Below are 25,861 nucleotides of genomic sequence, written 5' to 3' on the forward strand. Positions count from 1 at the left end.
GCTGTGGGCCATGAGCCATGAGGAAAAGGCGGCAGAACAAAGGAGCCTGTGGGCGCACGGCCCCAAGGCTCAAAGTTCATGGCTCACAGCCTCTGTCAGCCGTTCGCGCTGGCGTAGGCTTCGGCGTCCATCAGGTCGCCCTCGCCCGTCACGTCCAGCTTGAACAGCCAGCCGCCCTCGTAGGGGGCGCTGTTTACCAGTTCGGGGCTGCCGGTCAGGGCGTCGTTCACGGCGACCACGGTGCCGCTGGCCGGGGCGTAGATGTCGCTGGCCGTCTTCACGCTCTCGACCACCGCAATCGTCTCGCCAGCCTCCACCACGCGGCCCACTTCGGGCAACTCGACGTACACCACGTCGCCCAGCTGCTCCTGCGCGAAGTCGGTGATGCCCACGGTGCCGTCTGCGGAGAGCCATTCGTGCGAGGCGGCGTATTTCAGGTCAGAGGGGGTGTTGGTCATATCAGGTTCTCCTGTGGGGAATTCGGTTCACTGTAAGTGGTGAGTGGACAGTGGTCAGTGGGTGGTCCTGCGGTGTGGTCTCCACTCACCACTGACCACTTCCCACTTACCCTTTGTAAAATGGCAGGTCCATGCGCGTCGCCGGGTGATCCTTACCGCGCACTTCGACTTCAAAGGTCTCGGCGGTGGCGTAGGCGGCCTCCACCAGCGCCATCGCAATGGGGTGGCCCAGGGTGGGGCTGCTGGTGCCGCTGGTCACGTGGCCCACGACCTGCCCGGCCACCTTCACCGGGTAGCCTTCGCGCACGGGCACGCGCTCCAGCTTCAGGCCAATCAGCTTGTGCGCCGGCGCGAGGCTGATGTGCTCGCGGCCCACATGGGCCTTGTCCTTGACCACCCAGCTGTAGGTGCTGGACAGGGGATGGATGGTGTCGCTGAATTCGTGGCCGTAGAGTGGGAAACCGGCTTCCAGCCGCAGCGTGTCGCGGGCGCCCAGGCCAGCGGGGGTCAGGCCAATGCCCAGCAGCTTGTCCCAGACGGTTTCGGCCTCGCTGGCGTCCACGAACACCTCAAAGCCGTCCTCGCCGGTGTAGCCGGTGCGGGCCAGCATGACGTCAAAGCCAAAGAGCTTGGCCGCAAAGTAGGCGTTTTTCTTCTTGGCGCTCAGGTCCACGTCCACATGGGGTTGCAGCAGTTCCGCGGCTTTCGGGCCCTGGACGGCCAACAGGCCCCAGCGGTCGGATTCATCGGTCAGCTGCACCTCAAAGCCCGCCGTGTGGGCGCTGAGGTGGGCCCAGTCCTTGGCGATGTTGCTGGCGTTCACCACCATCAGGTATTCGCCGTCACGGACCATGTAGATGTAAATGTCGTCCACCAGCCCGCCCTGCACGCCGGGCAGCCAGTTGTACTGGGCGCGGCCGGGCTTCAGCTTGCTCACGTCGTTGGTCGTCACGCTTTGCAAGAAGGCCAGGGCGCCGGGGCCCGTCACGCGGAATTCGCCCATGTGCGACACGTCAAAGACCCCGGCGCCTTTGCGCACGGCCTCGTGCTCGGCCTTCAGGCCGCTGTACTGCACCGGCATGTCCCAGCCGCCAAAAGGCACCATGCGGGCCCCGGCGCGCAGGTGCGCGGCGTGCAGCGGCGTCCGCTTCAGCGGCTCGGTGGGGGTGTCGGTCATGGGAAAATCGTAGCGGAACAGGTGGTCAGCCGTCCGGGGGGTTTGGACGAAAGAGGGGAGAGAGGGGTGTATGGGACAGCCAAAAAAGGCCGTTTGGCAGGGCGATTCTGCTCCTTTTTGGTCTGACCTGCGGGTCTGGGCCGGGTGGGCATGAGTTCGTCTCACCTCCTGGCCCTGTTGCCCCCACCCGCACTGGCGGAGCAGGTCGTGGCCTTCCGGGCCGCGCACGGCATTCGGGACGCCGCCGCTACCCCGCATGTCACGGTCAAGGCGCGCAGCGGGCTGGGCGAGGCCCTGGCATGGGTGCCCCAGGCGCGGGCGGTGGCCGCACAGGTCTCGTCGGTGGCCCTCTCTATCGCCGGGCCGCGCCTCTTTCGCAACGGGACGGCGCTGTACCTACAGGTGAACAGTCCAGAGGCGGTGGGCTTGCACCTGGCGCTGCTGGCCGCCCTGAACCCTGCCGAACGCTTCGGCTATGAAGGCCCGGGGATGATGCCGCACCTGTCGGTGGCGCTGGGGCGGCGGGGGGTGGACCTGAGGGCGCTGCTGGCCGCCGCGCAGGCCACCTTTGCCGATCTGGAGGCCCAGCCGCTCACCTTCACGGCCACCGAACTGGTCTGGCTGCGCAAGGCCGGGCCCGGCGCCGTTTACCTTCCGGTGGAGGCGTGGCCGCTGGGGGGCAGGTAGAGTCACCCCATGCCCACCCTGGCCCAGCTCCGCGAGTTGCAGTCCATTGCCCAGGCCGGGCTGACCTACACCCGCGACCCCTACGACCGCCAGCGCTTCGAGCGCCTGCGCGACCTGACCGCCGAGTTGCTGGCCGAGCAGACCGGGCAGGCCCCCGCCGAGGTGGCGGCCCTGCTGCGGGTGGAGGAAGGCTACCTGACCCCCAAGGTGGACGTGCGCGCCGTGGTTCTGAACGCCCGGGGCGAGGTGCTGCTGACCCGCGAGGCCGCCGATGGCCGCTGGAGCCTGCCCGGCGGCTGGGCCGACCCCGGCGAGAGCCCGCGCCAGATCGCGGTGCGCGAGGTCTGGGAGGAAACGGGGCGACAGGTGCGTGCCCTGCGCCTGCTGGCTGTGCTGGACAAGGCCCAGCATCCCCACCCGCCGGACCTGTGGGCGGTGTACAAGCTCTTTTTGCATTGCGAGCTGACCGGGCCAGAAGACGGCGGGCACGCCGCCAACCTCGAAACCACCGACAGCGGCTTTTTCCCCCTGGATGCCCTGCCGCCCCTGAGCCTGAGCCGCAACCTGCCCCAGCAGGTCCAGCGCGCCGCCGAACTGGCCCGGCACCCCGCGCTGGGGGTGGACGTGGACTGAACGCCCGCCTACCGTCTGCCGCGCCGGAAAGGGCTTCACTGACGGAATGAACGTGCTGATTGTCGGGGCGACGGGTGGGATCGGCGCGGCCACCGCGCGGGCGTTTGCCCAGGCGGGGGCTTCGCTGACGCTGTCCGGGCGGGACGAAGCGCGCCTGTCGGCGCTGGCGGGCGAGCTGGGCGCGCATGCCAAAGGCGCCGACCTGGGCTACGAGAGCCATGTGCGGGCGCTGTTTGAAGGGCTGGCGGCGCCGGTGGACACCCTGGTCTACGCCGCTGGAGCCGCCCACCCCGAACCGCTGGCCGGGGCCGATCCCGCCCAGGTGCGCGCGGTGTGGAACGCCAATTATTTTGGGGCGCTGTGGGTCCTCAAGCACGGCCTGGGGCACCTGAACCCGGGCGGGCGCGTGTACCTGCTGGGTGCCCGCCCCGAACTGGTCACGGCGCGCGGGTTTGCCCAGTACGCCGCCAGCAAGGCCGCCCTGGCCCGCGCCGCCGATATCGCCCGGCTGGAACACCGGGGCCTGGGCCTGACGGTGGTGCTGCCGCCAGCGGTGGACACGGGGCTGTGGGCCCAGGTGGGGCGGGCACCCAAGGGGGCGCTGGCCCCCGAAGCGGTCGCGCAGGCCATCGTGGCGGACCGGGCCGGGCCAGCGCAGGCCGAACTGCGCGTGGAGGGCTGAGCGACTAGCTTTCCCGTTCCCGGCGCGTGAGTTCCAGCAGCCCGTCCACCAGTCGGCGCTGGGCCCCGGCATACAGGGCCAGCATCAGCCCTTCGGCCAGGGCGCGGCTCAGGCGGCCTCGCAGCAGGTAGCGCCGCACCAGAATCAGCAGGTCCGAGGCCACGAACAGCCAGCCGCCCACCCGCAGGGCGCGGCCCGCCGCCGGGGCCAGCCGGGGGTCGGCGGCCAGGAGCGCCATGCCGGAGAGGAGCGTGCCGTAACCGCTGAGCGTGGGCAGGCTGGCGCGGTCGTGCCGCAGCAGCAGGCCCAGGCCCAGCCCAGCGGCCCCCAGGCGCAGGGGCCACGCGCCCGCGTGCGGCCGGGCCCCGTGACGCCACAGCAGACCGAGATACGCCGTCTGGGCCAGCGCGTACCACGCTGCGCCGCGCCGGAAACCAGTGGGATACCCCTGGGGGTCCGGCAGGTGCGTGGCCGTGGCAATGTGCAGCCCACCCAGGCCCGACGCCCCCAGGGCCGCCAGCAGCAGGGCGGTATCGGTGCGTGACCGTGCCGGGGCCTGGGCCAGGACCTCGGTCATCAGGGCCAGGATCAGGCTGGTTTCGGCGGCCTGGTGGGCGCGGGGGTGGTCGGCCATGCCCGCCGCCACCGTGGCGGCGGCACCCAGGCGAAAGGGCCAGCGGCTCATGCCCTGCCCCGCCCGGCGGGCTGCACGCCGTCCTCGGTGGCCAGCCACGCCACCGGGCAGTCGTGGGGGTCCCGGGGCAGCGCGGGCACCAGCAGCGCCGCCGGGATCACGCCCACCGTCAGGCCCGCGAAACCGGGCAGCAGGCGGTCATAAAAGCCGCCGCCGTAGCCCAGGCGCACGCCGGCGCGGTCGTAGGCCAGGGCGGGCAGCAGCGCGGCGTCCACTGTGTCCAGCGGCACCTGCGGCGCATCGGCTGGGGGTTGCAGGGCGCCAAAGCGGCTGGGCTCGGTGGCCGTGTGCCAGGGGTGCAGGGTCAGGTGGGGCTGCGGGCGAAAGCGGGCGCGGGGGGTCAGCAGCTCAAACTCGTCCGCCAGCGCAGCAAGGTCGGGCTCGCCTGCCAGCGCGCGGTAGGCCAGCACGCGCCGGGCGCCGTGGGATCGTAAAAAGGCGCGCAAGTGCGCGGTGATCGCCCCGGACCGGTCGGGAAGCCCGGCCCGAACCTCGCGCGCCCAGCGCCGCCATTCGGGTTTGGGGGCCTGCAGAAGGGGCCTCAGCCCGCCCACCGCTGGCCGTCGTGCAGGGTCACCCAGGGGGCGCGTTCGGGGGCGGCCGTAAAGGAGACCAGCCCCGCGCCCTCCTGCCAGTGGTGCAGCAGGGCCAGGGGCGGCTGGTACTGGATCACCAGCTTGTGGGGTTGCGCCCAGTCCGGCTGAAAGGTGGCGTCGGTGCCGGGGCAGGTCATGACCGTGGTGTGGGCAAAGCCAGCGGTGAGCGGCATATGAACGTGCCCGGCCAGCACCCGCACCACCTGGGGGTGGCGCTGCACCACCTCGCACAGTTCCGCGCGCCCCCGCAGGCCAATAGCGTCCATCACCTGCAGGCCGCTCTGGATGGGCGGGTGGTGCATGAACAGCAGCGTGGGGCGCTCTGGCGCCTGGGCCAGCACCTCATCCAGCCACGCCAGGCGCGCGGCGCACAGCTGCCCCGCCCCCTGCCCCGGCCAGTGGGTGTCCAGCCCGATCAGGCGCAGCGGCCGGTCCTCCACGGCGTACTGCAGGAAGCCGCTCAGCCCTTCGCCCGGCAGCGGAAAGCGCGCCAGCATCTGGGCGCGGTCGTCGTGGTTGCCGGGCACCACGTATACCGGCATGGTCAGCGGCGAGAGCGCGGCCTGGAACGTCTCGTACTCTTCAGGAAGGCCGTGCTCGGTGCAGTCGCCGGTGATCAGTACGGCGTCGGGGGTGCGGGGCAGGGTGGTCAGAAAAGCCACGGCGCGGCGCAGCGCCTCGGCCTTGTGCGGCTGGGCGGTGTCCACATGCGTGTCACTAAGCTGGGCGATGAACATGGGAGGGGGACCTCGTGGGGGGAGAAGACGGAGCAGGCGCGCAGAAGGGAAGAAGGAGCGCTTGCCGGGGGATGAAGGCCTTCATTGTGGCAGGAAGTCCCCGGGCACGCGAGCACAGCTGCGCCCCTCCAGACCAAGCCCCGCGTTCCTGGCGCGGGAACGCGGGGCTTGGGGCAAGCGGCTTTACTGCGGGTTCAGGCCCAGCGCAAAGCTCTTGAGGCCCACGCCCACCGTGGTCTTCAGCGTGGCCCGGCCCGTGCCCAGGTCCACGGTATAGAACGCCGTGCTGCCACTGCCCGCAGCGCTGGTGCTGAGGTAAGCGCTGCTGGCCCCAGCGATATCAAAGCCGGTCATGCCGGGCATGGCGTCCACGCCCAGCGCGCCGCGCGTGGTCAGCAGGCTGAAGTTGCCGGCCGGGCCTGTCGGGTTGTTGCTGTGAAGCACCAGGGCATCGGTGTCGGCGTCAATGGAAAACAGTTCGGTGGTGGTGCCTGCGTTCACCGTGCCGCTGGCGCTGTTGTTGAACGAATTCGTGTAGGCCGCCGCCACCAGATTGGGGTTGGGGGTGGCCGTTACGTAGGCGAAGGTGCCGTCGTTGGTGACCGTCCCGGCGGGCGAGGTGCCCGGGACCGGCGCGCTCGCCAGGGTCAGGCGGTAATTGCGGTCAGCGGTGCCCAGCACCCGCAGGCGGTTGGCGACCGGGTTGAAGTCCATCGCCACGGCGGCGTCGCCCAGGGCCGCGCTGTCGCGGGTGGCGGCGCCCGTCATGCTCAGGCGGTAGACATTCCCGGCGCTGGACATGGCGTAGAGCATGTTGTCGGTGTTGCGCAGGTCCAGGTCCACCAGCGTTTCGCCGTTGCCCAGCCCGGTAATGGGCATGGTGCGCAGACTGGCGTTGGCATTGTCCAGGCCAAAGCTGACCAGCTGGCCCCCGGCACCCAGGCCGTAGACCACCTGACCGCTGGGGGCGGCCGGGGTCACCGGCGGATTGCAGGCAGCCAGAACGAGCGAAGACAGCACGGCAAGGGGCGCAGCGTATTTCATAGGGGTCCCTCCTGAGGTGGGGGAGGGCCCAGACCCTTCCTCAGGTGGCCGGGGCACTCCTGATCAGGGGTAAGCGGCACAGGGAACGGTGGATCAGCCCCGCCGTTCATGCCTTCTTTATGCTTGTGCTGCCCGGGGAGGCCCTCAGCCGGCGGCCGTCAAGTCTGGATGTTTGTGATTTGGACTTGGACGGCACTGCAGACGAACAGCAGTCTGTTCTGAATAGGGCAGATCCACCCGGCAACCACTCAGGCGGCCCCGGCGCCGCTGTCTGCTCTGGCCGCCCGCTTTGGTCGCCCGGGAGGGCTTGAGAGTCCACACCCTTAACCCCTCTGCGTTCTCCACCCTCGGCACTGGGGGGCAGTTCTGCTCAGCCCACCTCTTTAGGGCCTTTCAGGCCGGTTTTGCCCTCGCGGGCCTGCAGCACGGCGGCCACCTCTGCTGGGCCCACGCCCACTTCGGCCAGGGCGAACAGCAGGTGAAACAGCAGGTCGGCGGCTTCGGTGGCCAGTTCGGCGCGGTCCCCATTTTTGGCGGCCAGCAGCACCTCGCCCGCTTCCTCGCTGATCTTTTTCAGCACCCGGTCCAGGCCGCCCGCGTGCAGCCGGGCCACGTAACTGTTTTCGGGCAGGGTGGCCAGCCGCTCGGCAATGGTGGCGTACACCCGCTCCAGGGTGCCGTCCAGGCCGCTGCCGGGGTCGTCGCCTGCCAGCAGCGGCTGGTGGTAACAGCTGTAGGCCCCGGTGTGGCAGGCCGGGCCGGTCTGCTCCACGCGGTACAGCAGGCTGTCGCCGTCGCAGTCGGCTTGCACGCTCACGACGCGCTGGGTGTGGCCGCTGGTCTGGCCCTTGATCCACTGCTCGCGGCGGCTGCGCGAGTAGTAGGTGGCTTCGCGGGTGTCCAGGGTGCGCTGCACCGCCGCGCGGTCGGCCCACGCCTGCATCAGCACCGCGCCGGTGCGGGCGTCCTGGGTCACGACCGGAATCAGGCCGGTCTGGGGGTCAAAGGTCAGGGTGCTGGGCAGGTCAGTGGTCATGGGGGCCCTCCGGGCAGGGGGTGATGAGGGGGGCGTGGGCAGTGGCACAACGCGCCGGCCCACTTACCACTGTCCACGCCCCGTTCCCCATTCCGGCCGCACGGCCAGGCCCTCGCCTTTCAGGTACGCCTTCACCTGCGGCACGGTCAGTTCGCCAAAGTGAAACACGCTGGCGGCCAGGGCGGCGTCGGCGTGGCCGCCCTGGTCCCCGCCGCGCAGCACGTCGCGGAAGTCTTCCAGTTTCCCGGCCCCCCCGGAGGCGATCACCGGCAGGTCCACCGCGCGGGCCACCGCCCGCGTGGCCTCCAGATCAAAGCCGGCGCGGGTGCCGTCGGCGTCCATCACGTTCAGGCAGATTTCGCCCGCGCCCAGCGCCTGTCCGCGCACCGCCCACTCAATCAGGTCCAGGCCGGTGTCCACCCGGCCGCCCGCGCGGAACACGTTCCAGCCCCCCTCTGGGCGGCGCTTGGCGTCAATACTCAGCATCACGCACTGCGCGCCGTGGTGGTCGCTGGCCTCGCGGATCAGCTCGGGGCGGCTGAGCGCGCCGCTGTTCACGCTGATCTTGTCGGCGCCCGCCAGCAGCAGTTGCCGGAAGTCCGGCAGCCCATTGACCCCGCCGCCCACCGTCAGGGGCATCATCACCTGCTCGGCCACCCGGGCGGCCACGTCCAGCATCAGGCTGCGGCCTTCATGGGTGGCGGTGATGTCGTAGAACACCAGTTCATCGGCCTGCTGCGCCTCGTAGGCCTGGGCCAGCGCCAGGGGGTCGCCGGCGTCGCGGTGGTTTTCAAAAAAGCGAACGTTCTTCACCACCCGCCCGTTTTGCACGTCCAGGCAGGGAATGATGCGCTTGGTCAACATGCGCGCCAGTCTACGCGCCGCGCCCAGAAGCGGCGCGGACCCTGTCGAGAACAGCGTGATCGCCACGGGCCCGCCCACGCCCAGTCCCCTGCTGTTGATCTTGAGCACAAGCGAGCAGAGCGAACAAAGTGCCTTGCCCCGAGAAATAGGAACGTTTCTGCGCTGCTTTGAAGCGTTGCCCTGGGCGGCGTGAGGTGCTTGGATAAGGGGATCTTTAAGGTCTTCTCACGGAATTTTGTTAAACTGTGGGTCACTGGTGGCCCGGTGTCACTGGTTCGTGTGTCTGCCCCAGGTCAAGTCGAAGGTTCTTCGCTTGCTCCGTGCTCATCGTTCTCCCAGCGTCTTCTTCTCTCTTTCTCTCCTGTGCGGTGGGGCCCAGCCGCCACATCTGTGGCCCGTTTCTGGATTCGGTCTCACCTGCACCTGGGGGCACTGTGAACACCCACCGCATCCTGCTTGTTGACGACAACCACCACGACATTGAGCTGGCCCTGACGGCCCTGGACGACGCGCCGGAGCGCGCCGAGGTGCTGGTGGCGTCCAGCGGGGTACAGGCGCTGCAGCTGCTGCGCGAGGCCCGCGCGGCCGGCACCCTGCCAGACCTGGTGCTGCTGGACCTGAAAATGCCCCAGATGGACGGACTGGCTGTGCTGGACGCCATCCGCGCCGAGTCTGGCCTGCAGGGCCTGCCAGTGGTGATGCTCACCACCAGCGGCGAGGGCCGCGACATCCACGAGTGCTACGCCCACGGGGCCAGCGGCTACGTGGTCAAGCCGCTGGACTTTACCCAGTTCCGCGAGGCCCTGCGCACCATTCAGGCCTTCTGGACCACCTTAAACCGCCGCCCGCGCACCCATTAGGCTGCCCGGGGTGTGCCAACTGGCGGCCGTACGTCCCCAGCGCGCCACCTCTGCCCATGCGTGACGGAAATCTTCAGACTTCGCGCTCCAGGCGGCCAGGGGCGCTTACCCTGGCCGTATGCGTGTGTACATCGGCTGTGGGGGCTACACCAACGAGGACTGGGCCGAGCCGGGCCTGCTGTATGAGGGCGTACGCAAGGACGACTATCTCGCCACCTACGCCGCGCACTTCGACGCTGTAGAGCTGAACAGTTCCTTTTACGGCATTCCGGGTCTGAAGGCCTTTGAGGGCATGGTGCGCAAAAGCGGTGCCCAGACCCGGTTTGCGGTCAAGCTGAACAAGGTCTTTACCCATGACCGCGCCCCCACCGACGCCGACTTTGACCGCATGCTGCAAAGCCCCCAGCCGCTGCGCGAGGCGGGCGTGATGGGCCCGTATCTGGCGCAGTTTCCCTATTCGTTTCACCGCACCGCCGAGAACCGCAAGTACCTGCAGGCCCTGGCCGAGCGCTTTACCGGCCACGAACTGGCCGTGGAACTGCGCGGTGCCGACTGGGACCGCCCCGAGGTGCGCGAAGGCATGGCCGAGCGCGGCCTGATCTGGGTGAGCCCCGATTATCCGCCAGTGGGCGGCCTGCCCGAACCGCAGCTGCACGCCACGGGCGATGTGGGTTACCTGCGCCTGCATGGGCGCAATGCGGGCAGCTGGTGGGAAGGCCAGAGCGCGGCCGAGCGCCACGACTACCGCTACAGCCGCGCCGAGATGGAAGAGTGGGCCCAGAAAATTGCCCTGGTGGCCGAGGACCTTTCCGAGCTGTACATCTTCTTTGAGAACACCACCAAGGGGCATGCCCTGAAAAACATTCCCATGCTGCGCGAGGCCCTGAACGCCCACGGGGTGCCGGTGGCCACGCCGGACCCGGCGGCGCGCTCGGCCGATCAGGGCCGACTGCTGTAGAGCGGCAGGCCGGACCGGCACACTTGCCCCATCAACACTTTGAACGTCACGGGAAGTTCAGAGGAAGGGCAGCAGCGGCTGGGTGCCTCCGGGTCTGGCCTGAAGCCAGATGCTTGTCCAATGCTGGGCACCCCAGCCACGCCGCCCACCTCCCCATGCCCTGCGCCCGTAATGCCCCCGTAACGTCCCGGCACGAGGCTCGCCGCATGGAGGTTGTTCATGCGGATTCTTGAACGGACACAGGCCACGCACCCGGGCCGGGAGGGACGGTCATGAGCCGCCCGCCCCACGAGCCTCACCCCCACGAAGCCCCCCCAGAGCGCACCGCGCCCCCGCGCGGTACCCTGATGGTGATTGCCGTGCTGCTGCTCAGCATTTCCACGTTGTGGCTGCTGGTGCTGGGCATTTTCCAGGGACGGGCCTGAGATGTCCCGCGCGCCTGTCCCGCGCCTGGACCACCACGCCCTGGAACGCTACGAGCGCATCTGGCTCGGCATTGCGGTGGTTATGACCGTGCTGCTGTTCGTGGGCGTGCTGGGCAGTTTGCTCAGCGGCACGTACCCCACCCTCAGCGCGCAGGGCGGCGGCCACAGCATGGCCGCAACCAAGGGCCGAATAGACCCGGCCAAGCTCGCCGCCACGCCCTTTGCCAAGCCCGGCCTGGTGGTGGATGAGGCGGGGCAGCCGGTGGTCAATGACCAGGGCACCCTGGACGCCTACATCGTGGCCGGGAACTTCACCTTTCAGCCGGCGGTGCTGCGCCTGCCCGCTGGGCGCCCCATCACCCTGCACGTGACCGCCACCGATGTCGCCCACGGCTTTCAGATCACCGGCACGAACGTGAATGTGGAACTGCTGCCCGGCCACGTGGCCAGTCTGACCGTCACCTTTCGTCATCCCGGCGAGCAGCACGTCATCTGCAACGAGTACTGCGGCCTGGGCCACCACAACATGATGACCCGTTTTCTGGTCGAGCCGCCCGCCCCGGCGGCCAAGGAGTAAGCCCTGTGACCACCATTCCTGCCCCGCAGCCTGCGGTGGGGTCTGCCCCCTCGGCGCTGGACGCGGCCACCCTGGCCAGCCTGAAGAAGCTGACCCAGTACTACATCGTCACCGCCTTTCTGGCGCTGTTCATTGGGGTCATGCTGGGCCCCTTGCAGGCGCTGAACTACGGCGGCATCAACCTCTACGATTACCCGCTGCTGAAAAACCTGATCAAGTCTTACTACCAGGGCCTGACCCTGCACGGCGTGCTCAACGCCCTGGTGTTCACGCAGTTCTTTATCAGCGGCTGGATGCTGTACCTGCCCGCGCGTGACCTGCGGGTGCGCCCCAACATGCGCTTTGCGTGGTTCACCTACCTGATGATGACGGCCGGGCTGCTGACGGCCGCCGTGCCGCTGCTCACCAACAACGCCACCGTGCTGTACACCTTTTACCCGCCGTTGGAGGGCAGCCCCGTCTTTTACATCGGCGCGGCCGTGATGGTGGCGGCCAGCCTGCTGGTGGCGGCGCAGGTGGTGCTGCTGTGGGTAGGCTGGAAACGCGCCAACCCCGGCCGCGTGACCCCGCTGGTGGCCTACATGAGCGTGGCGACGTGGCTGATGTGGGGCGTGGCCTCGCTGGGCTTGGTCGTGGAAGTCGTGGTCATGCTGATTCCCTGGTCGCTGGGCCTCACGCGCGGGGTGGACCCGCTGCTGGCCCGCACGCTGTTCTGGTGGACCGGGCACCCCATCGTGTACTTCTGGCTGCTGCCCGCCTATATCTCGTGGTACGCCTTCTTGCCCCGGCAGGCGGGGGGCCGCATCGCCAGCGAGGGGCTGGCCCGGCTGGCCTTCACCCTGTTCCTGATTTTCAGCGTGCCAGTGGGCCTGCACCACCAGTACGCCGACCCCAACGTGCAGAGCAGCTGGAAGGTCATTCACATGTTCCTGACCTTCCTGGTGGCGGTGCCCAGCCTGCTCACGGCCTTTTCGGTGGGCGCGGCGCTGGAAGACTCGGCGCGGGCGCGCGGCGGGCGCGGTCTCTTTGGCTGGGTCACGCGCCTGCCCTGGGGCAACGCCTCCATGACCGCGCAGGTCCTGGCCATGATCTCGTTCATCTTTGGCGGCGCGGGCGGCATCGTGAACGCCTCAATGGCCTTCTCGCCCGTGGTGCACAACACCGCCTGGATTCCCGGGCACTTTCACATCACGGTGGGCACCGCCACCACCCTCACCTTCATGGGCCTGGTGTTCTGGCTCCTTCCGCACCTGACCGGCAAGCGGCTGGCGTGGCCCCGCGCGGCGCTGGCCTCGGTGTGGCTGTGGTTCGGCGGCATGATGCTCTTTGCGGTGGGCATGCACTGGCAGGGGCTGGCGGGCGTGCCCCGGCGCGCGCAGGTGAGCGCCGCCGCCCAGCAGGCGGTGTACGACGGCATGAACATTGCCCTGCCCAAGCTGATGACGGCCGTGAGCGGCATGGTGCTGTTCGTGGCGGCGATCTTCTTCTTCGGGGTGCTGTTCAGGACCCTCCTCTCGCCCCGGGTGGACGACCCCGAAAGCACCCCCATTCCTTACAGCGACGCGATCAGCGCGGCCGGCGAGCAGCTGGCCAGCGCCAGCACCCTGGTGCGCCGCACCGAGCCCCTGCTGGCCCTCACCGTGGCCTCGCTGCTGCTGGTGATTCTGGTGTACGCCCCGGTGATTGGGCCCATGCTGGCGAGCTACCAGTTCGTGCCCGGCCAGAGGTTGTGGTAAGCGTGAGCGGCGAGTTTTACAGCGGCAAGCAGGTGGCAGGCTTCGTGACGTTTCTGGTGCTGGGCACGGTGCTGGGGCTGGGCGCCTACCAGGCCGGGGGGCGGCTCTCGGGGGCCGGGGGCGAGGTGACGGTCGCGGCGGCGGCGGCGACCACCACCCCCGACGGGCAGGCCCTGTACGCGGGCAACTGCGCGGGTTGCCACGGCGCCCAGGCTGAAGGGGGCGTGGGCCCCGGGCTGGCCGACACAAAGGCCTGGACGGCGGCCGACTTCCGTGAGGCGGTGCTGAACGGCCAACACCCCAGTGGCCGCACCCTGGGCACCGTGATGCCCCGCTTTGCCCAGACCGGCCTGGACGGCGCCCCTGCCACCGACGCCCAGATCGCCGCCATTCAGGCCTACGTGAAGACCTTGAAGTAGTGCGGCGGCACTCGCGGCGCCGCCCTGCCCAGCTGTGGGCAGGCGGCGCCGCTGGCGTGCGGGCACGCGGCTCACTCCGCCAAATGGCCAGGGGCCAGCGGGCCGGGATTGACACCCTGGCCCGCCCCCTCTAAGCTGTGTGGGCCTGCAAGACGTGGGCGCGTGGTGGGTTTAGCTCAGCCGGTTAGAGCGCCGCTCTGTGGAAGCGGAGGTCGTGGGTTCAAATCCCATAATCCACCCCAGACACCCGGCCCCAGGCGCATGCCCGGGGCCGAGTCTTTTCAGTAGGCAGTCAACACAACGTGCGGGGATGGCGGAATTGGTAGACGCACCAGACTTAGGATCTGGTTCCCGTAGGGAGTGAGGGTTCAAGTCCCTTTCCTCGCACCACAAATACCGTCCTAGACGGTCATATCCACGGAGCACGCGCTACGCTGAAGCCATCATAACGGCACCAGACAGGCGCGTGGCTCCTTTTGGACGCCTTGTACCCTGGGGGTATGCGACAACTGACCAGGGCAGTGCCAGTCTTATTGCTGAGTCTCGGTCTTTCACATGCCCAGCCGTTCAACGGAGGCTATTTCATCGCTGACGATGAGCGCTGCCAGCCGTATAGCGTCCTGCACCTGCCTGGGGGTGATGTTAGGTACGCTCTGCTTAAGATCATGACTGGCACGCCTTTTGGCTCTAATGAGCTGATTACTTTCACCTCTCTCCCTAAAGTTGGTTCCATCCTTGCTCTCTTCTCTGGGAGCGTGTGGAAAGATTATGTCGTTGTGTCAATGGGTAATAGTCAAAGTCAAATCATTTCCCAGTACGTGACACAATGCCTCAAGGCCAGCAAATAGTAGATGTGTTACGTAGTTTACCAGTTGCTTTACGGATTTGCACGTAATGAGCCATCAAATATCATGACCCTATGACAAAAGAGCAAAAGCTTATGGAGTTGCTGGAAGTCTTTTATGACACTCTTGCTAACTTCGCAGAGGGAAGGTACTCACTTGAGTTCCACGCTGAGACGGTGAGATGCCTACTGGCAGACGTGGAAAGGCTCAGGCAACCGGAAGCCTCCGTTGCTGTGCAGGCCTTGAAAGCCTGAGAGACGAACGAGAGAACCCGGCCTTAGAGCCGGGTTTCTTCATGCCTTGAGCTCAGTTGCTGAGCTTCCTTTTTCTCTTACCTAATACCTGTTAGATAAGAGCCAGGAGCGAGCTTAGTCCAAGTGTCTAGGAATGCTGGACGCAAAGTCTGCTGCCTGAGCCTCAGTGGTACGGGGTAGGTAGTGCTTGTAATCCCTGATGTGCTCAGGGGCCATACGCATGATGTAGGCCGTCAACAGATCTCCGGCATTAGACAGGCCCATGTGCGTCAACGCTATCTCGTTCAATTGAATGTCACAGCGAATGCAAAACGCTCGATGTCCCACGCCGGGGAGTTTGGATTGTTCTCTTGCATATGCGCCACACTTAAAGCATGTGTGGTGCAGCAAGAGGTCGAGTGTGGGAATGGGCTGATCGTTGTAGCCTTTGCGAATCAGTTTCTTCCCAAGCCACGAGAGCATGGCAGTCTCGTAAGCCTTAAACATTTCGCTCGACAAGTATCGCTCTTGGGGATAGGCGCAGCATTTGATTATACCGGGTGTGCCACTTAAGGAATAATCGTTGATCTACTTATTGCTCATGGCTGGGAATCCTTCGCTGGAGATTGGTGTAAATTGGTTCATGGGTGGTTTCGGTTTCGGTGCGCGTGGTAGGAGTAGCCTGTGTGTTCTGAAAAATGCGAGCCTTGCTTATGCCTATGCCTGCGCTGGGATATGTGTCTCCTGGGGAAAAGCAACTTTGATTTGATTGAATATTTTCTGGGGATAATAAAAAGATACCCTCCTCTGTCCTCCCCACCCCCACTTAAATTACTGGGAATTCGATACCCCCACCCCCCGAGTTCGTCGTGTCTCTCTATTAAAAAAACGCCACTGCTTCAGACTTGCTATGTTTTGCTGCTGGACAACTCTGTCTATGCGTTGCCTTATTCTAATTCGAGTATGCAGATGAATATAGCAAATGAATAGATGCATACTAGACAAAACTGTCCAGTCCAATGTGTTCCAATGCGCTCGCGTGGTTCTTTTGATTGCTAAACTTAGCGCAGCGCCGATGTCACAAGAACGGGTGTCCAGTTAGGTCAGCAGTTCACGGGAGGCAGCTTCTTTCCACGCCGGGGTTAAATCAACTACCTCATTCAGACTCTTGAGCCTGGAAGGAGAAAGAAGGTTGATAGTTCCTCCTTTCCCATCTGAAATATCTGCGTTCCCGTGTCGATCAGTGTTCCGGTTCATGACGTACCAGGGCTAACCAGTAGGCTAAAGACGCCTCAAGGCATCTACAGGTATCCACAGAATCTCCACGCCATCCATTCCGAAGCGTGCTGAGAGGATGTGTTCACCTTCAGGCATACGGAGAAACCATCCCTCAGGGTGCGTGGGTGTCTTCATTTCCAGAACCACATTTTCACCGAACGTAGTTTTGACATCGCCGTCAATGTCTCCCACACCTGCCAGGGTGACTGTGAAGTCTCGCGTGGAGCGCTCATCCAGGCGACTTGCCCACGCCGTCACGTCTGGAATAAGGCCCATGTCTCCGGCCATTGTCAGAATCTATCGAGCGCAGCGCTCTATGACTTCCCCCGTGGGTTGGTCAAAGTTGAAGCGTTCTGCACTTCCTGCCTATCTATGACGCTTGCGTAACTCTTTCTGCATTGCTGGGATGGTCTGTAGTGTTTCCACGTCGCCTGTAGTAAATCCCATCTCGAACTATTGAAGGAACTTCGCTGTAGCTCTGGCTAAATCCTCGGTTTCCCTCCGTTGCGTCTCGGTACGCTATGAGAGACATGCAAGCCTTTCAATTTCACGGCGCGTGGAAATATCGTCACGGTGCGTGAGTAAATGTTCCCTTAGTTGCCACAACTTCTACTCAGTGGAGCGCTTGAACCAATCTGGTGATCTTGTGAACCCAGGTAAGGAGAGGGTGTGTGCTGCACTGTAGGCATTCTCTAAGTTCATGCCTTGCTCCGGTATGCGCTGATCTAATCGGCCACAGTCTCTATACGTTCTGCGCTTTGTTGGTATTTCCCTTCCCAGATCAACTGTGCGCACTCTCTAAGCGCAGCTTTCCAGAATCCGAATAGATCTTCATTCGTGGGACGCTAATCCTTTTGTGCCTGAACGGAGAGGAATTTCGCTGCGCTTCGCAACTTTATCTCTGCCTATTCAAGCTATCAGTGCTGAAGATTTGAGGCGACGTTCAGCAGTAATCGTTGACTGTCTACGGCTATCTTTTTCTGCGATCTAGACATGCGTTTACCTCCGGTAATCGGTAGATGTCCGATTCCTGTCAACCAGTTTAGAACGACTTTTCTCCGTACCTTGATCCAAAAATAAAACCTCCCTGTGCAGAGAGGTTATCGAGTGGCTTTATAGGCAGCGCGAATGGCCTGTCGAATGGCTTCAGAGATGGATTGACCGTTCTAGAGCGCCAGCATGTGCAGAATGGAGTGTGTGTCTTTGTCTAGCTTGAACTCGCAACGAATGTTCTTTTGCATACGTCCACATTACGACGATTTATTTCACGCCAGCAGATGCAAGAGGGGAGAAGCGTTCCAGTTTGTTTTGTAAGTCTTCTGGCACCAAGTGGAGATAGAGAGCCGTGGTCGCCAGCGTGGAATGTCCGAGGATGCGCCTCAGGCTTGCCACGTCTCCACCATTCCGAAGGTAGACCGTGGCTGCCGTATGCCTGAGCAAGTGGGGCGTAATGTGCCGATCAAACCCGGCACGCTTGCTCATTCGGGTGAGGAGCAGTGTGAGTGTTCGGCCTGTGATGGGCCGTGAGTTGAAGAGGAAAACGTTGGGGTGATTCCCACGCCGGGAGTGAGTGACGTAACGCCTCAGCAAGCGCAGCGTGGTTCGGTCTAACGGGACAAGGCGTGTGCCTGTCTTTCCTGACACCTTCACGGCGCTGTCTTGCCAGTCCACGTCCACAAGACGCAGCGTGGCAACCTCACCAGCGCGCAAGCCTGAGCCAGCCAGCAAAGCGAGGATGGCGCAGTTTCGTTCTGCGTAGCGTTTGTCCCTCCGGGCAACTTCAAAGAGCTTGCGTAGTTCCTCAGAGGTCGCCACTTGGCGTAGCTGCCATCGGACCTGGGGACGTTTCCTGCCTTTCATCAGGTCGCGTGGTAGAAGTTCCACCCCATGTAGCCACGCTGTGAAGCCCCGTAAAGCCCTGTCGTAGTTGGCAAGGGTAGCTGCCTTCACCCCACGCTCTGCTGCCACGTTCACGGCCCTTGAGAGAGCGAAGGGTGTCAGGGCTCCAATAGGCGTTGCGAGGTCTTCACGCAAAAGCCGGGAGAGTGTTTCGCCGTACCACTTCACCGTGCGTGGGGTGCTTCCTCTGGCCTTGTGCTCACGCTGAAACTCTGAGATTGCTTCCTGAACGTTCATGGCTGTGCTCCTGGTAAGCGCAGCAGACTACGTGAGGCGTGGTAGGTCGCAGGGGGTGAAATGTGGCGCTGAGCTGGGAATGTGTCCCAGAGGAGACGCACCAGACTTAGGATCTGGTTCCCGTAGGGAGTGAGGGTTCAAGTCCCTTTCCTCGCACCACAGCGCGAACAAGCACCGGGTGGCCTGGTGCTTGTTCGCTGTTTGGGTGCGCTGGGGGCGTGCTGCCCGTCCTCCGGCGGGCCGCTTGCCTCAAGTGTCCCGCCAAGTGTCCTGGCGTGTCCGTACGGTGGACCCATGACCACCACCGTACGCGCCCAGCCCACACGCCGCTCACCGCGCCGCGCCGCCGTGGCCCGTCTGCTGGCGGGCGCCTTGCTGCGCGCCGTGGCTGCCCTGAGCACGGCGGCCTCGGCCCAGAGCGGGGCCAGTTGGCCGCCGGCCACCGCCGAGGGCCAGACCTGGATCTTCTCGGCGGCCGGGGAGACCTGGACCGCAACCGCCGGCAAGCTCGACAGCGACGGTGACCGCGAACTGCAGGTGGGCACCCCGCGCGGCACCCAGAAGGGCTGGCTGGTGCTGTCAAACGACAAGACGCTCTGGTCCTTGCTGACGCCTCAGCCCGGCGGTGGCTACTGGGCGTGTCGTCTGGAAAGGGGTGCGGGGCCCGTGTACAGCGGCAAACTGTCGTTCTTCGCCAAGACCGATGGCCCTGGCGAGGCGCGCGGCACCTGCACCGGGCAGCTGCAGGGCCGCGCGGCCCCCGCCAACACCAGCGCGCCAAGCTGGCCCTACCGGCTGGCAGCGGGGCAGACCTGGAGTGTCAAGATGCCCAGTGGCACAGTGACGGCGACCCTGGAGGGCCAGCCAGAAAACCTCTCGGGCATCATCTCGCGCACGCCGCCTGCCGTGCTGGGTGCGGTGGCCGACACTACGAATTTGACCTTCATGGTGGTGTCGCAAACGGCCGAGCAGCTGTGCGTCATTGAGCGCGCAGGGGCCAGCGGGGCCGTGCTCACCGGCACCGCCTACGACATGAAAAGCGAGCGTTCGCTGGGCCAGTGCAGCGCGGCGCAGGGGCCGGCCTCTGCGCTGGCCAGCCGCGTGGTGGCTGTCCGGCCCTCGTGGCCCCTGGCGCCCCGGGACGGCGACACCTGGACGGTCACCACCCCGCTGGGCAGCTGGAAGGGCAGCCTGAAGGCCGAGGGCGACCTGTGGCAAGGGCGAGTCTCCGGAGCCATTCCCGGCGAGATGCTGCTCAAGATCACCCCCACGAGCGCCGTGCTGGCCATCTTTGCCGATGACGGCCGGATTTTCGGATGCCGCATTGACCAGCTGGGCACCATTGCCCCGGACAAGATGAGCGGCGACGCCCTGTACGGGAAGAATGCGGACGCAGACATTGAGGAGGCGGGCGCCTGCAGCGCCGTGCAGGAGCGCTGAGCACAGGGCTGGTACGGCCCTCAGGTGAGCCGAAGGCGAGGGGTGAGCTCAGCGTTGCCTCGTAGACTCGGAGCGCTCCGCAGAAGAGCGAACAGGGGAACAGACGGGGCTCCGGCGATGGAGCAGCACCCCTGCGCTCTTTCCAAGCGGCCAGAGGAGTCCCGTATGACCCTCAGCGGTAAACCCCCTGGTCGGTGTGCCAGGGGGATATGCACGCGCCCCTCGCCCTCGCGGCTTGCCCGGCGCCGGATGTCTGACAGCGGCAGCCAGTGGCACCCCAGGATCAAAGACCAGTCCCTCAACCCCACGCCAACCGCCCTCTGTCGCAGACACTCACTTCGCTCGCCCCAGGACCGTTGCGGGGCGTCGCCTCGGCGGTCCCGGGTGCCGCTGTGAGGGCGCGCGCCCAGACCCTGGGCAAATGCACTATGATGCTCGGCGGCATGTCGCGTGCCCACCCTCAGCGGAGGCGCGCCGCGACACGGCAGAATCAAGATCGGGCGCCTGCGCGTCTGGCGGTTCGCCCAGCACAGCCCCCTCAGGCGGGGCGCGCCGCGAAGCCGCCGGACCCAGGTGCAGACGGGAGACCCAATGGCAGAGCTGATCAGCAGAGAAGGCAACAAGGTGGAATTCAAGGTGTCGGTGCCCGCCGCCGAAGTGAACCGCGCCTACGACCAGGTGTGGGCTGGCCTGGCCCGCGACGTGCGCGTGCCCGGTTTCCGCCCCGGCAAGGCCCCGCGCAAGGTGATTGAAGGCCGCGTGGGCAAGGGCTACGTGGAGCAGGAAGTGCGTGACCGCCTGCTGCAGACCCACTACCCCCAGGCCGCCCGCGAGCTGAAGCTGAGCCTGGTGGACGCCACCATTGACCCCAAGGCCCTGCAGAGCGGTCAGTCCTTCGAATTCACCGTGAAGGGCGAAACCTACCCCGAAGTCAAACTGGCAGACTGGAGCGGCCTGCAACTCAGCGCCGAGGCCCCCGAAATCACCGACGAGGTGCTGGAGCGCACGCTCAGCGACCTGCGCGAGCGCAACGCCACCTTCGAGAGCGCCGAGCGCCCCATTGAGGCCAGCGATCAGGTGACCATCGAGGAAGAGGGCGAAGAGGGCGGCACCTACCCCGTCTACCTCGACGTGGCCGAGCCCCACGTGCGCGAGGCGCTGCTGGGCAAGCAGGCGGGCGACACCGTGCAGATCACCGTGCCCGCCCACACCCACGGTGACCACGAACACCCCGAGCACACGGTCACCGTGAAGATCGTGGACGTGAAGACCAAGCAGCTGCAGGAGCTGAACGACGAGTTCGCCAGCAGCCTGAACTTCGAGTCCCTAGAGCGTCTGCGCACCGATCTGAAGGCCGAACTGGAGCGCCGCGCGCAGCAGGAAGGCGAGGCCGGGCGCCGCGAGGAATTCATCACCGCCCTGATGGACGGCATGGAAGCCGACATTCCCCAGGCCCTGCTGACCCGCCGCCGCGAGAGCATGCTCGAAGAAATCAAGGACGACCTGGGCCGCCAGGGCGTGAAGTGGAGCGAGTACGAGAGCTTCATGAAAGAGCAGGGCAAGCTTGAGGACTTCATGGCCGACCTGGGCAAGAACGCTGAATCCCGCGTGAAGCGTGATCTGGTGCTGGAGAAGCTGGCCGAGGACCTGAACGTGCAGGTCAGCGACGCCGAGTTCAACCAGACCATGAACGCGCTGGCCCAGGCCAACGGCCTGAGCCCCGCCGAGCTGAGCAAGCAGCTGGGCCCGAACGGCATCAACGCCTACTACACCAGCCTCGTGCGTGAAAAGGGCCTGCAGCAGGCCATGAGCCAGCTGAGCGGCGCCCAGAAGCAGGGCGGCGAGCCGGCCAGCACCGAGGAAGCCAGCACCGAGCAAGCCAGCAGCGCCGAGGGTACTGAAGAAAGCACCGAAGCCACCAGCGCCGAATAACGGTCAGCAGGGGCCACAGCGGGAACCGTGAACGCCACGGTTCCCGCTGGCCGTTTGGGCGCTGAACCAGGGCGGGGCGCCCTCATGGGGCGGGGCGCAGCGGTGCCGTATGCTCCTGACTGTCCATGACCACCCCTCCCGATTTCGACCTGTCGCTGGGCCTGTTCGCAGGTGGCGGCGAGATGGCGCGGCGCATGCTGGCCTTCGACTGGGCCCGGACCTCGCTGGGCGTGCCCGCCAGCTGGCCGCAGAGCCTGAAAACGGCCGTGCGCATCATGCTGACCTCGCGCTTTGCGATGTGGATGGCCTGGGGCCCGGAGCTGATTTTTTTCTGCAACGACGCCTACCTGCCCACCCTGGGGGTTAAGGGCGACTGGGCGCTGGGCACGCGCTCGGACGTGGTGTGGGCCGAGGTCTGGTCGGCGGCGGGCCCGCGCATTGACCATGTGCTGCAGACCGGCGAGGCCACCTGGGACGAGGGCCTGCAGCTGTTTCTGGAACGCAGCGGCTACCCCGAAGAGACCTACCACACCTTTTCCTACAGCCCCCTGGCCGACGACGCGGGCGCCGTGACCGGGATGCTGTGCGTGGTGACCGAGGAAACCGAGCGGGTGGTGGGCGAGCGGCGGCTGCGGGTGCTGGGGCGGCTCTCGGCGCAGCTGAACGAGGCGCGCCGCACCGCCGAGGTGATGGACGCGGTGCGCGTGGGCCTGGCGGCCGAGGCCCACGACCTGCCCTTTGCCCTGATCTACCTGCCTGCCGAGGACGGCACCCTGCGCTGCGCCCTGCGCTTTGGGCTGCCCGACCACCATCCGCTGGCCCCGGCCCAGCTGACGCCCGGGGACGAGAACGGCCCCTGGGCGGTTGCTGCCGTGCTGGCCGGCGAAGTGAGCAGCGAACAGCATGACCTGAGCAGCGGACCGGATCTGCCCGGCGGCCCCTGGGACCGCCCCCCGGCGCGCGCCCTGAGCCTGCCGCTGACCCAGCCCGGGGCCGAGCACCCGGCGGGGCTGCTGATCGCGGGCCTTAACCCCTACCGGCCGCTGGACGACGCCTACCGCAGCTTTCTGGAGTTGTGTGTGGCGCAGATTGTTTCGGGGCTGGCGAGTGCTCGGGCTTACGAGCACGAACGCCAGCGCGCCGAGGCCCTGGCCGAACTGGACCGCGCCAAGACCGCCTTTTTTGCCAACGCCAGCCACGAACTGCGCACGCCCCTGACCCTGATGCTGGGCCCGCTGGAAGACCTGCTGACCGGCGAACTGGGCGAACTGCCGCCCGCGCAGCTGGAGACGCTGGGGCTGGCGCACCGCAACAGCCTGAGACTGCTGCGGCTGGTCAACAGCCTGCTGGATTTCTCGCGCCTGGAATCGGGCCGGGCGCAGGCGCGCTTTGCCCCGGTGGATTTCGCGGCCCTGAACGCCGATCTGGCCAGCAGTTTCCGCGCGGCCATGGAGCGCGCCGGCCTGGAGTTCCGGGTGGACCTGCCCGCGCTGCCGGAGCCGGTGTACGTGGACCGCGACCTGTGGGAAAAAGTGGTGCTCAACCTGCTGTCCAACGCCTTCAAGTTCACCCTGCAGGGCGGAGTGGCCCTGACCCTGCGCGCCGAGGGCCGCCACGCGGTGCTGAGCGTGCAGGACACCGGGGTGGGGGTGTCAGAAGCCGAGGTTGGCCGCCTCTTTGAGCGCTTTCACCGGGTCGAAGGCCAGCGCGGGCGGTCTTTTGAAGGCAGCGGCATCGGGCTGGCGCTGGTGCGCGAAATTGTGCAGCTGCACGGCGGACAGATTGAGGCCCGCAGCGCAGAAGGGCAGGGCACCACCTTCACGGTGCGCCTGCCCCTGGGCTCGGCCCACCTGCCCCCGGCGCGCCTGACGGGCACCCCGCCGGACGCCCCGGGTGCGCGCGGCGCCCTGCCCTTTGTGGAAGAAGCGCTGCGCTGGCTGCCGCACGAGGTGGCGCCCGGCCGCACGCCGGGCCCCGGCCCCGGCGCCGCCCCGACCGGCCCCCGGCGCCGCGTGCTGGTGGCCGACGACAACGCCGACCTGCGCGAGTACCTGGCCCGCCTGCTCTCGCCCCACCACGACCTGGAAGTGGTGGCCGACGGCCAAGCGGCCCTGGACGCGGCGCGTGCCCAGGCCCCCGACCTGCTGCTGAGCGACGTGATGATGCCCCGGCTGAGCGGGCTGGACCTGCTGGCGGCGGTGCGCGCAGACCCCGGCCTGCACGACCTGCCGGTGATTTTGCTCTCGGCGCGTGCGGGCGAAGAAGCGCGGGTGCAGGGCCTGGAGGCGGGCGCCGACGATTACCTCGTCAAGCCCTTCAGTGCCCGTGAACTGCTGGCCAAGGTCAATGCCCAGCTGGCTATGGCGGCGCTGCGCCGCGAGGCCCTGGCCCGCGAGCAGGCGCATTCGGCCGAGCTTGAAGCGCGGGTGGCCGCGCGCACCGCCGAGCTGCAGACCGCCCTGGCCCGCAGTGAGCGGCAGGCGGCGGAACTGAACACCATCCTCTCCAGCCTGCCCGACGCCGTGTACGTGGGCGACCTGAGCGGCATCAAGCGGGCCAACGGCCCGGCGCTGACCCTGCTGGGCTTTACCGATCCGGACCAGCTGAACCGCGCGGTGGCGGAACTGAGCGAGGAGCTGCGCAGCCGTGACCCCGAAACGGGCGAGCGCCTGCCGCTGAACGAGGACCCGTTTGTGCAGGCTATGCAGGGCCACGAGGTGCGGCGCGACGTGCTGCTGCGCCACCGCACCAGCGGCGAAGACCGCGTGATGCGTCTGGCCGCCGCGCCCATCCGGCAGGGCGAGGCCGTCGTGGGCGCCGTGGCGGTGGGTTCAGACATCACCGAGCAGATGGCGCTGCAGCGCGCCATGGCCCGCGCCAACGCGGAGTTGTCGCGCAGCAACGCGGAACTGGAACGCTTTGCCTACGTGGCGTCCCATGACCTGCAGGAGCCGATCCGCACCGTGGGGTCCTACGCGGGCCTGCTGGCCCACCGCTACGGCGATCAGCTCGACGAGCGCGCGCGGCTGTACCTGCAGACGGTGGAAAAGGGTGCCGAGCGCATGAAGCAGCTGGTGGGCGACCTGCTGGTGTTTTCCCGACTGAATGCTGAGCGCCTGCCCCTGGAGCCTGTGCCGGCCGAACACGCGCTGCGCGAGGCCCTGGACCGCCTGGACGCGGCGCTGCGCGAAGCGGGCGCGCGCCTGGAGGTGGGGCCACTGCCAGAGGTGCTGGGCTCGGTGCCCCGGCTGGCGCAGCTGTTCCAGAACCTGATTGGCAACGCGGTCAAGTTCCGTGGGCCGCAGGCGCCTGTGGTGCAGATCGCGGCGCAGCGTGAGGGCGCCCAGTGGCACTTCACCGTGCGCGACAACGGCATTGGTATTGAGCTGGAATACCAGAGCCGGGTCTTTGAAATGTTTCAGCGCCTGCACAGCCGCGAGCACTACGAGGGCACGGGCCTGGGGCTGGCCATCTGCGAGAAGATCGTGGCGCAGCACGGCGGGCGGCTGTGGCTGGAATCGGCGCCGGGGCAGGGCTCGGTCTTTCACTTCACCCTGCAGGCGGCCGAGTAGGCGCACGCAGGCCCCCACGGCAGGCCCCCACAGCCAAAAAGGGGAAAGGCCCTGTGGCCTTCCCCCCTCTTGCCTGCGGCGCGGCGGTGTTTAAGCGGCAATCTCTTTGCCAGACACCTGCTGGTTCAAAAAACGCGCCCACACGCCGATGTACTTCAGCTCCTCCGGCGACTGAAAGGCGCCGAGGTACCACTCTTCCAGGGCACTGGCGGCGCGTCCGCGCGCGTGTCGCCGCAGCAGGGCGCTGGCGCGGGCCACCTCCTCCCGGATCTGATGCTGGGTCAAGACAACGTCGGATTCCACGCCATGACTGTGTCATGGCCGCTCTTTCGGAATTCCTTCGTGGGGGGCTGGGGGCAAAAGGGCGTGGTCCATCAGCTTCGCGCAGGGGTGCCGGTGTGGAGAACGGCGCCTTCGGTGCATTTATGGCGTCCTAGCACTGGAAAAACCGGACAGGCCAGCCGCCGCCTGCGCGGCACCAAACATAAAGTGTCGTGGGCAACGATGTCAGTTGTCACAACGCTTGACCTGCGGCGCCGTGGCCTGCCCGGGTAGAGCTGGGCGTTTCTACGCGGCCCCCAGCCCTATGCACAGGCCAGGGGGCAAGGGGTGGAAGTGGGTCCACGAAGGGGCCCAGGGGATTGGCCCTGTTGAGCGACTGTCCTGCAGGCCAGCTGGGCGATCTTTGGCGTGCTGGCGGCGCAGCGGGACTGGTTGATCAACTTCGCCCCCACGCCGGGGTCGGCGTCGTTCACACCGCACAGGCTTGCCCAGCGGGCAAACACGGGTGCCTGCGGGTGTAGACGCGGTGTGCTGGGCGGCCCACCCACCCCCCCACGTCC

Annotated in this window: 25 protein-coding genes, 2 tRNA genes and 1 pseudogene; 16 read left to right on the forward strand and 12 right to left on the reverse strand. The window is 66.5% G+C overall.

Annotated features, from left to right (window positions below; all coding sequences use genetic code 11):
• Positions 1 to 95 precede the first annotated feature (95 nt).
• Both gcvH and gcvT read right to left on the reverse strand, forming a co-directional pair.
• Positions 96 to 458 (reverse strand): glycine cleavage system protein GcvH, encoded by a 363-nt coding sequence (gene gcvH / locus K7W41_RS18265; RefSeq protein ID WP_224611646.1) that lies wholly within the window; start codon positions 456 to 458, stop codon positions 96 to 98.
• A gap of 106 nt (positions 459 to 564) precedes the next feature.
• Entirely contained in the window at positions 565 to 1,635 is a 1,071-nt protein-coding gene (gene gcvT, locus K7W41_RS18270) for a glycine cleavage system aminomethyltransferase GcvT (protein ID WP_224611648.1), read from the reverse strand.
• 150 nt (positions 1,636 to 1,785) lie between these two features.
• Here gcvT and K7W41_RS18275 point away from each other — a divergent pair, with 150 nt between their 5' ends.
• The 3 genes from K7W41_RS18275 to K7W41_RS18285 are packed head-to-tail and all read left to right on the forward strand — an operon-like array spanning position 1,786 to position 3,637.
• Positions 1,786 to 2,322 carry a 2'-5' RNA ligase family protein gene (locus K7W41_RS18275; RefSeq protein WP_224611652.1) on the forward strand — a complete coding sequence of 179 codons (537 nt, stop codon included), beginning with the start codon at positions 1,786 to 1,788 and terminating at the stop codon, positions 2,320 to 2,322.
• Positions 2,323 to 2,331: 9 nt separating this feature from the next.
• Positions 2,332 to 2,955, forward strand: a complete 624-nt coding sequence (locus tag K7W41_RS18280; protein WP_224611655.1) for an NUDIX hydrolase — start codon at positions 2,332 to 2,334, stop codon at positions 2,953 to 2,955.
• Between the two features lie 46 nt (positions 2,956 to 3,001).
• Entirely contained in the window at positions 3,002 to 3,637 is a 636-nt protein-coding gene (locus tag K7W41_RS18285) for an SDR family NAD(P)-dependent oxidoreductase (RefSeq protein WP_224611656.1), read from the forward strand.
• A 4-nt stretch (positions 3,638 to 3,641) separates the two neighbouring features.
• Here the strand turns inward: K7W41_RS18285 and K7W41_RS18290 are convergent, their stop codons facing one another.
• The 6 genes from K7W41_RS18290 to hisF form a co-directional block, all read right to left on the reverse strand.
• Positions 3,642 to 4,322 carry a lysoplasmalogenase family protein gene (locus K7W41_RS18290; RefSeq protein ID WP_224611657.1) on the reverse strand — a complete coding sequence of 227 codons (681 nt, stop codon included), beginning with the start codon at positions 4,320 to 4,322 and terminating at the stop codon, positions 3,642 to 3,644.
• The gene (locus tag K7W41_RS18295) at positions 4,319 to 4,876 is read right to left on the reverse strand and encodes a 5-formyltetrahydrofolate cyclo-ligase (protein WP_224611735.1); all 558 of its coding nucleotides are present in this window, start codon (positions 4,874 to 4,876) and stop codon (positions 4,319 to 4,321) included. The genes K7W41_RS18290 and K7W41_RS18295 overlap by 4 nt, the downstream gene beginning before the upstream one ends.
• Positions 4,873 to 5,664 carry a phosphodiesterase gene (locus K7W41_RS18300; protein ID WP_224611658.1) on the reverse strand — a complete coding sequence of 264 codons (792 nt, stop codon included), beginning with the start codon at positions 5,662 to 5,664 and terminating at the stop codon, positions 4,873 to 4,875. Before K7W41_RS18300 ends, K7W41_RS18295 begins: the two co-directional genes overlap by 4 nt.
• 183 nt (positions 5,665 to 5,847) lie before the next feature.
• Entirely contained in the window at positions 5,848 to 6,708 is an 861-nt protein-coding gene (locus K7W41_RS18305) for a DUF4394 domain-containing protein (protein ID WP_224611659.1), read from the reverse strand.
• Between the two features lie 370 nt (positions 6,709 to 7,078).
• Positions 7,079 to 7,744, reverse strand: coding sequence for a bifunctional phosphoribosyl-AMP cyclohydrolase/phosphoribosyl-ATP diphosphatase HisIE (gene hisIE / locus K7W41_RS18310; RefSeq protein WP_224611661.1), 666 nt, complete (start codon positions 7,742 to 7,744; stop codon positions 7,079 to 7,081).
• A 63-nt stretch (positions 7,745 to 7,807) separates the two neighbouring features.
• Entirely contained in the window at positions 7,808 to 8,608 is an 801-nt protein-coding gene (hisF, locus tag K7W41_RS18315; RefSeq protein WP_224611663.1) for an imidazole glycerol phosphate synthase subunit HisF, read from the reverse strand.
• A gap of 434 nt (positions 8,609 to 9,042) precedes the next feature.
• On the opposite strand from hisF, the gene K7W41_RS18320 reads away from it, so the two are divergent.
• From K7W41_RS18320 to K7W41_RS18365, 10 genes are all read left to right on the forward strand, one after another.
• Positions 9,043 to 9,468: a response regulator gene (locus K7W41_RS18320; RefSeq protein ID WP_224611665.1), complete on the forward strand. Its 426-nt coding sequence runs from the start codon at positions 9,043 to 9,045 to the stop codon at positions 9,466 to 9,468.
• Positions 9,469 to 9,586: 118 nt separating this feature from the next.
• Complete coding sequence (locus K7W41_RS18325) at positions 9,587 to 10,426, forward strand: DUF72 domain-containing protein (protein ID WP_224611667.1); 840 nt, start codon at positions 9,587 to 9,589, stop codon at positions 10,424 to 10,426.
• Between the two features lie 272 nt (positions 10,427 to 10,698).
• Positions 10,699 to 10,851 (forward strand): cytochrome c oxidase subunit 2A, encoded by a 153-nt coding sequence (locus K7W41_RS18330; RefSeq protein WP_224611668.1) that lies wholly within the window; start codon positions 10,699 to 10,701, stop codon positions 10,849 to 10,851.
• A 1-nt stretch (position 10,852) separates the two neighbouring features.
• Positions 10,853 to 11,428: a cupredoxin domain-containing protein gene (locus K7W41_RS18335; RefSeq protein WP_224611670.1), complete on the forward strand. Its 576-nt coding sequence runs from the start codon at positions 10,853 to 10,855 to the stop codon at positions 11,426 to 11,428.
• A gap of 5 nt (positions 11,429 to 11,433) precedes the next feature.
• Complete coding sequence (locus tag K7W41_RS18340; protein ID WP_224611672.1) at positions 11,434 to 13,164, forward strand: b(o/a)3-type cytochrome-c oxidase subunit 1; 1,731 nt, start codon at positions 11,434 to 11,436, stop codon at positions 13,162 to 13,164.
• 2 nt (positions 13,165 to 13,166) lie between these two features.
• On the forward strand, positions 13,167 to 13,583 hold the full coding sequence (locus tag K7W41_RS18345) for a c-type cytochrome (RefSeq protein WP_224611674.1): 417 nt from the start codon (positions 13,167 to 13,169) through the stop codon (positions 13,581 to 13,583).
• A gap of 165 nt (positions 13,584 to 13,748) precedes the next feature.
• Positions 13,749 to 13,825, forward strand: a tRNA-His gene (locus K7W41_RS18350).
• A gap of 62 nt (positions 13,826 to 13,887) precedes the next feature.
• Positions 13,888 to 13,973 (forward strand) — tRNA-Leu (locus K7W41_RS18355).
• A 110-nt stretch (positions 13,974 to 14,083) separates the two neighbouring features.
• A complete protein-coding gene (locus K7W41_RS18360; protein ID WP_224611680.1) occupies positions 14,084 to 14,431 on the forward strand; it encodes a hypothetical protein in 348 nt (115 codons plus the stop codon).
• Between the two features lie 71 nt (positions 14,432 to 14,502).
• The gene (locus K7W41_RS18365; RefSeq protein WP_224611681.1) at positions 14,503 to 14,682 is read left to right on the forward strand and encodes a hypothetical protein; all 180 of its coding nucleotides are present in this window, start codon (positions 14,503 to 14,505) and stop codon (positions 14,680 to 14,682) included.
• A gap of 1,260 nt (positions 14,683 to 15,942) precedes the next feature.
• On the opposite strand, the gene K7W41_RS18370 is transcribed toward K7W41_RS18365, so the two are convergent.
• From K7W41_RS18370 to K7W41_RS18380, 3 genes and pseudogenes are all read right to left on the reverse strand, one after another.
• A complete protein-coding gene (locus tag K7W41_RS18370) occupies positions 15,943 to 16,227 on the reverse strand; it encodes a hypothetical protein (protein ID WP_224611683.1) in 285 nt (94 codons plus the stop codon).
• An 812-nt stretch (positions 16,228 to 17,039) separates the two neighbouring features.
• Positions 17,040 to 17,102, reverse strand: a pseudogene (locus tag K7W41_RS23815) (ribbon-helix-helix protein, CopG family); the annotation flags it as partial.
• A gap of 97 nt (positions 17,103 to 17,199) precedes the next feature.
• Positions 17,200 to 18,075 (reverse strand): tyrosine-type recombinase/integrase, encoded by an 876-nt coding sequence (locus K7W41_RS18380; RefSeq protein WP_224611685.1) that lies wholly within the window; start codon positions 18,073 to 18,075, stop codon positions 17,200 to 17,202.
• Between the two features lie 294 nt (positions 18,076 to 18,369).
• On the opposite strand from K7W41_RS18380, the gene K7W41_RS18385 reads away from it, so the two are divergent.
• The 3 genes from K7W41_RS18385 (at position 18,370) to K7W41_RS18395 (ending at position 25,019) form a co-directional block, all read left to right on the forward strand.
• A complete protein-coding gene (locus tag K7W41_RS18385; RefSeq protein ID WP_224611687.1) occupies positions 18,370 to 19,515 on the forward strand; it encodes a hypothetical protein in 1,146 nt (381 codons plus the stop codon).
• A gap of 591 nt (positions 19,516 to 20,106) precedes the next feature.
• A complete protein-coding gene (gene tig / locus K7W41_RS18390; RefSeq protein ID WP_224611692.1) occupies positions 20,107 to 21,447 on the forward strand; it encodes a trigger factor in 1,341 nt (446 codons plus the stop codon).
• Positions 21,448 to 21,572: 125 nt separating this feature from the next.
• Complete coding sequence (locus K7W41_RS18395) at positions 21,573 to 25,019, forward strand: ATP-binding protein (RefSeq protein ID WP_224611694.1); 3,447 nt, start codon at positions 21,573 to 21,575, stop codon at positions 25,017 to 25,019.
• Positions 25,020 to 25,109: 90 nt separating this feature from the next.
• Here the strand turns inward: K7W41_RS18395 and K7W41_RS18400 are convergent, their stop codons facing one another.
• Complete coding sequence (locus K7W41_RS18400) at positions 25,110 to 25,322, reverse strand: hypothetical protein (RefSeq protein ID WP_224611696.1); 213 nt, start codon at positions 25,320 to 25,322, stop codon at positions 25,110 to 25,112.
• Positions 25,323 to 25,861 lie beyond the last annotated feature (539 nt).

Origin of the sequence: Deinococcus multiflagellatus, assembly GCF_020166415.1 — a bacterium.
GTDB classification, from domain to species: Bacteria; Deinococcota; Deinococci; order Deinococcales; family Deinococcaceae; genus Deinococcus; species Deinococcus multiflagellatus.

Coding starts and splice junctions, on each gene's coding strand:
- gcvH (WP_224611646.1), bottom strand. CDS start 458: ATGACCAACACCCCCTCTGACCTGAAATACGCCGCCTCGCACGAATGG.
- gcvT (WP_224611648.1), bottom strand. CDS start 1,635: ATGACCGACACCCCCACCGAGCCGCTGAAGCGGACGCCGCTGCACGCC.
- K7W41_RS18275 (WP_224611652.1), top strand. CDS start 1,786: ATGAGTTCGTCTCACCTCCTGGCCCTGTTGCCCCCACCCGCACTGGCG.
- K7W41_RS18280 (WP_224611655.1), top strand. CDS start 2,332: ATGCCCACCCTGGCCCAGCTCCGCGAGTTGCAGTCCATTGCCCAGGCC.
- K7W41_RS18285 (WP_224611656.1), top strand. CDS start 3,002: ATGAACGTGCTGATTGTCGGGGCGACGGGTGGGATCGGCGCGGCCACC.
- K7W41_RS18290 (WP_224611657.1), bottom strand. CDS start 4,322: ATGAGCCGCTGGCCCTTTCGCCTGGGTGCCGCCGCCACGGTGGCGGCG.
- K7W41_RS18300 (WP_224611658.1), bottom strand. CDS start 5,664: ATGTTCATCGCCCAGCTTAGTGACACGCATGTGGACACCGCCCAGCCG.
- K7W41_RS18305 (WP_224611659.1), bottom strand. CDS start 6,708: ATGAAATACGCTGCGCCCCTTGCCGTGCTGTCTTCGCTCGTTCTGGCT.
- hisIE (WP_224611661.1), bottom strand. CDS start 7,744: ATGACCACTGACCTGCCCAGCACCCTGACCTTTGACCCCCAGACCGGC.
- hisF (WP_224611663.1), bottom strand. CDS start 8,608: ATGTTGACCAAGCGCATCATTCCCTGCCTGGACGTGCAAAACGGGCGG.
- K7W41_RS18325 (WP_224611667.1), top strand. CDS start 9,587: ATGCGTGTGTACATCGGCTGTGGGGGCTACACCAACGAGGACTGGGCC.
- K7W41_RS18330 (WP_224611668.1), top strand. CDS start 10,699: ATGAGCCGCCCGCCCCACGAGCCTCACCCCCACGAAGCCCCCCCAGAG.
- K7W41_RS18335 (WP_224611670.1), top strand. CDS start 10,853: ATGTCCCGCGCGCCTGTCCCGCGCCTGGACCACCACGCCCTGGAACGC.
- K7W41_RS18360 (WP_224611680.1), top strand. CDS start 14,084: ATGCGACAACTGACCAGGGCAGTGCCAGTCTTATTGCTGAGTCTCGGT.
- K7W41_RS18365 (WP_224611681.1), top strand. CDS start 14,503: ATGACAAAAGAGCAAAAGCTTATGGAGTTGCTGGAAGTCTTTTATGAC.
- K7W41_RS18370 (WP_224611683.1), bottom strand. CDS start 16,227: ATGGCCGGAGACATGGGCCTTATTCCAGACGTGACGGCGTGGGCAAGT.
- K7W41_RS18380 (WP_224611685.1), bottom strand. CDS start 18,075: ATGAACGTTCAGGAAGCAATCTCAGAGTTTCAGCGTGAGCACAAGGCC.
- K7W41_RS18385 (WP_224611687.1), top strand. CDS start 18,370: ATGACCACCACCGTACGCGCCCAGCCCACACGCCGCTCACCGCGCCGC.
- tig (WP_224611692.1), top strand. CDS start 20,107: ATGGCAGAGCTGATCAGCAGAGAAGGCAACAAGGTGGAATTCAAGGTG.
- K7W41_RS18395 (WP_224611694.1), top strand. CDS start 21,573: ATGACCACCCCTCCCGATTTCGACCTGTCGCTGGGCCTGTTCGCAGGT.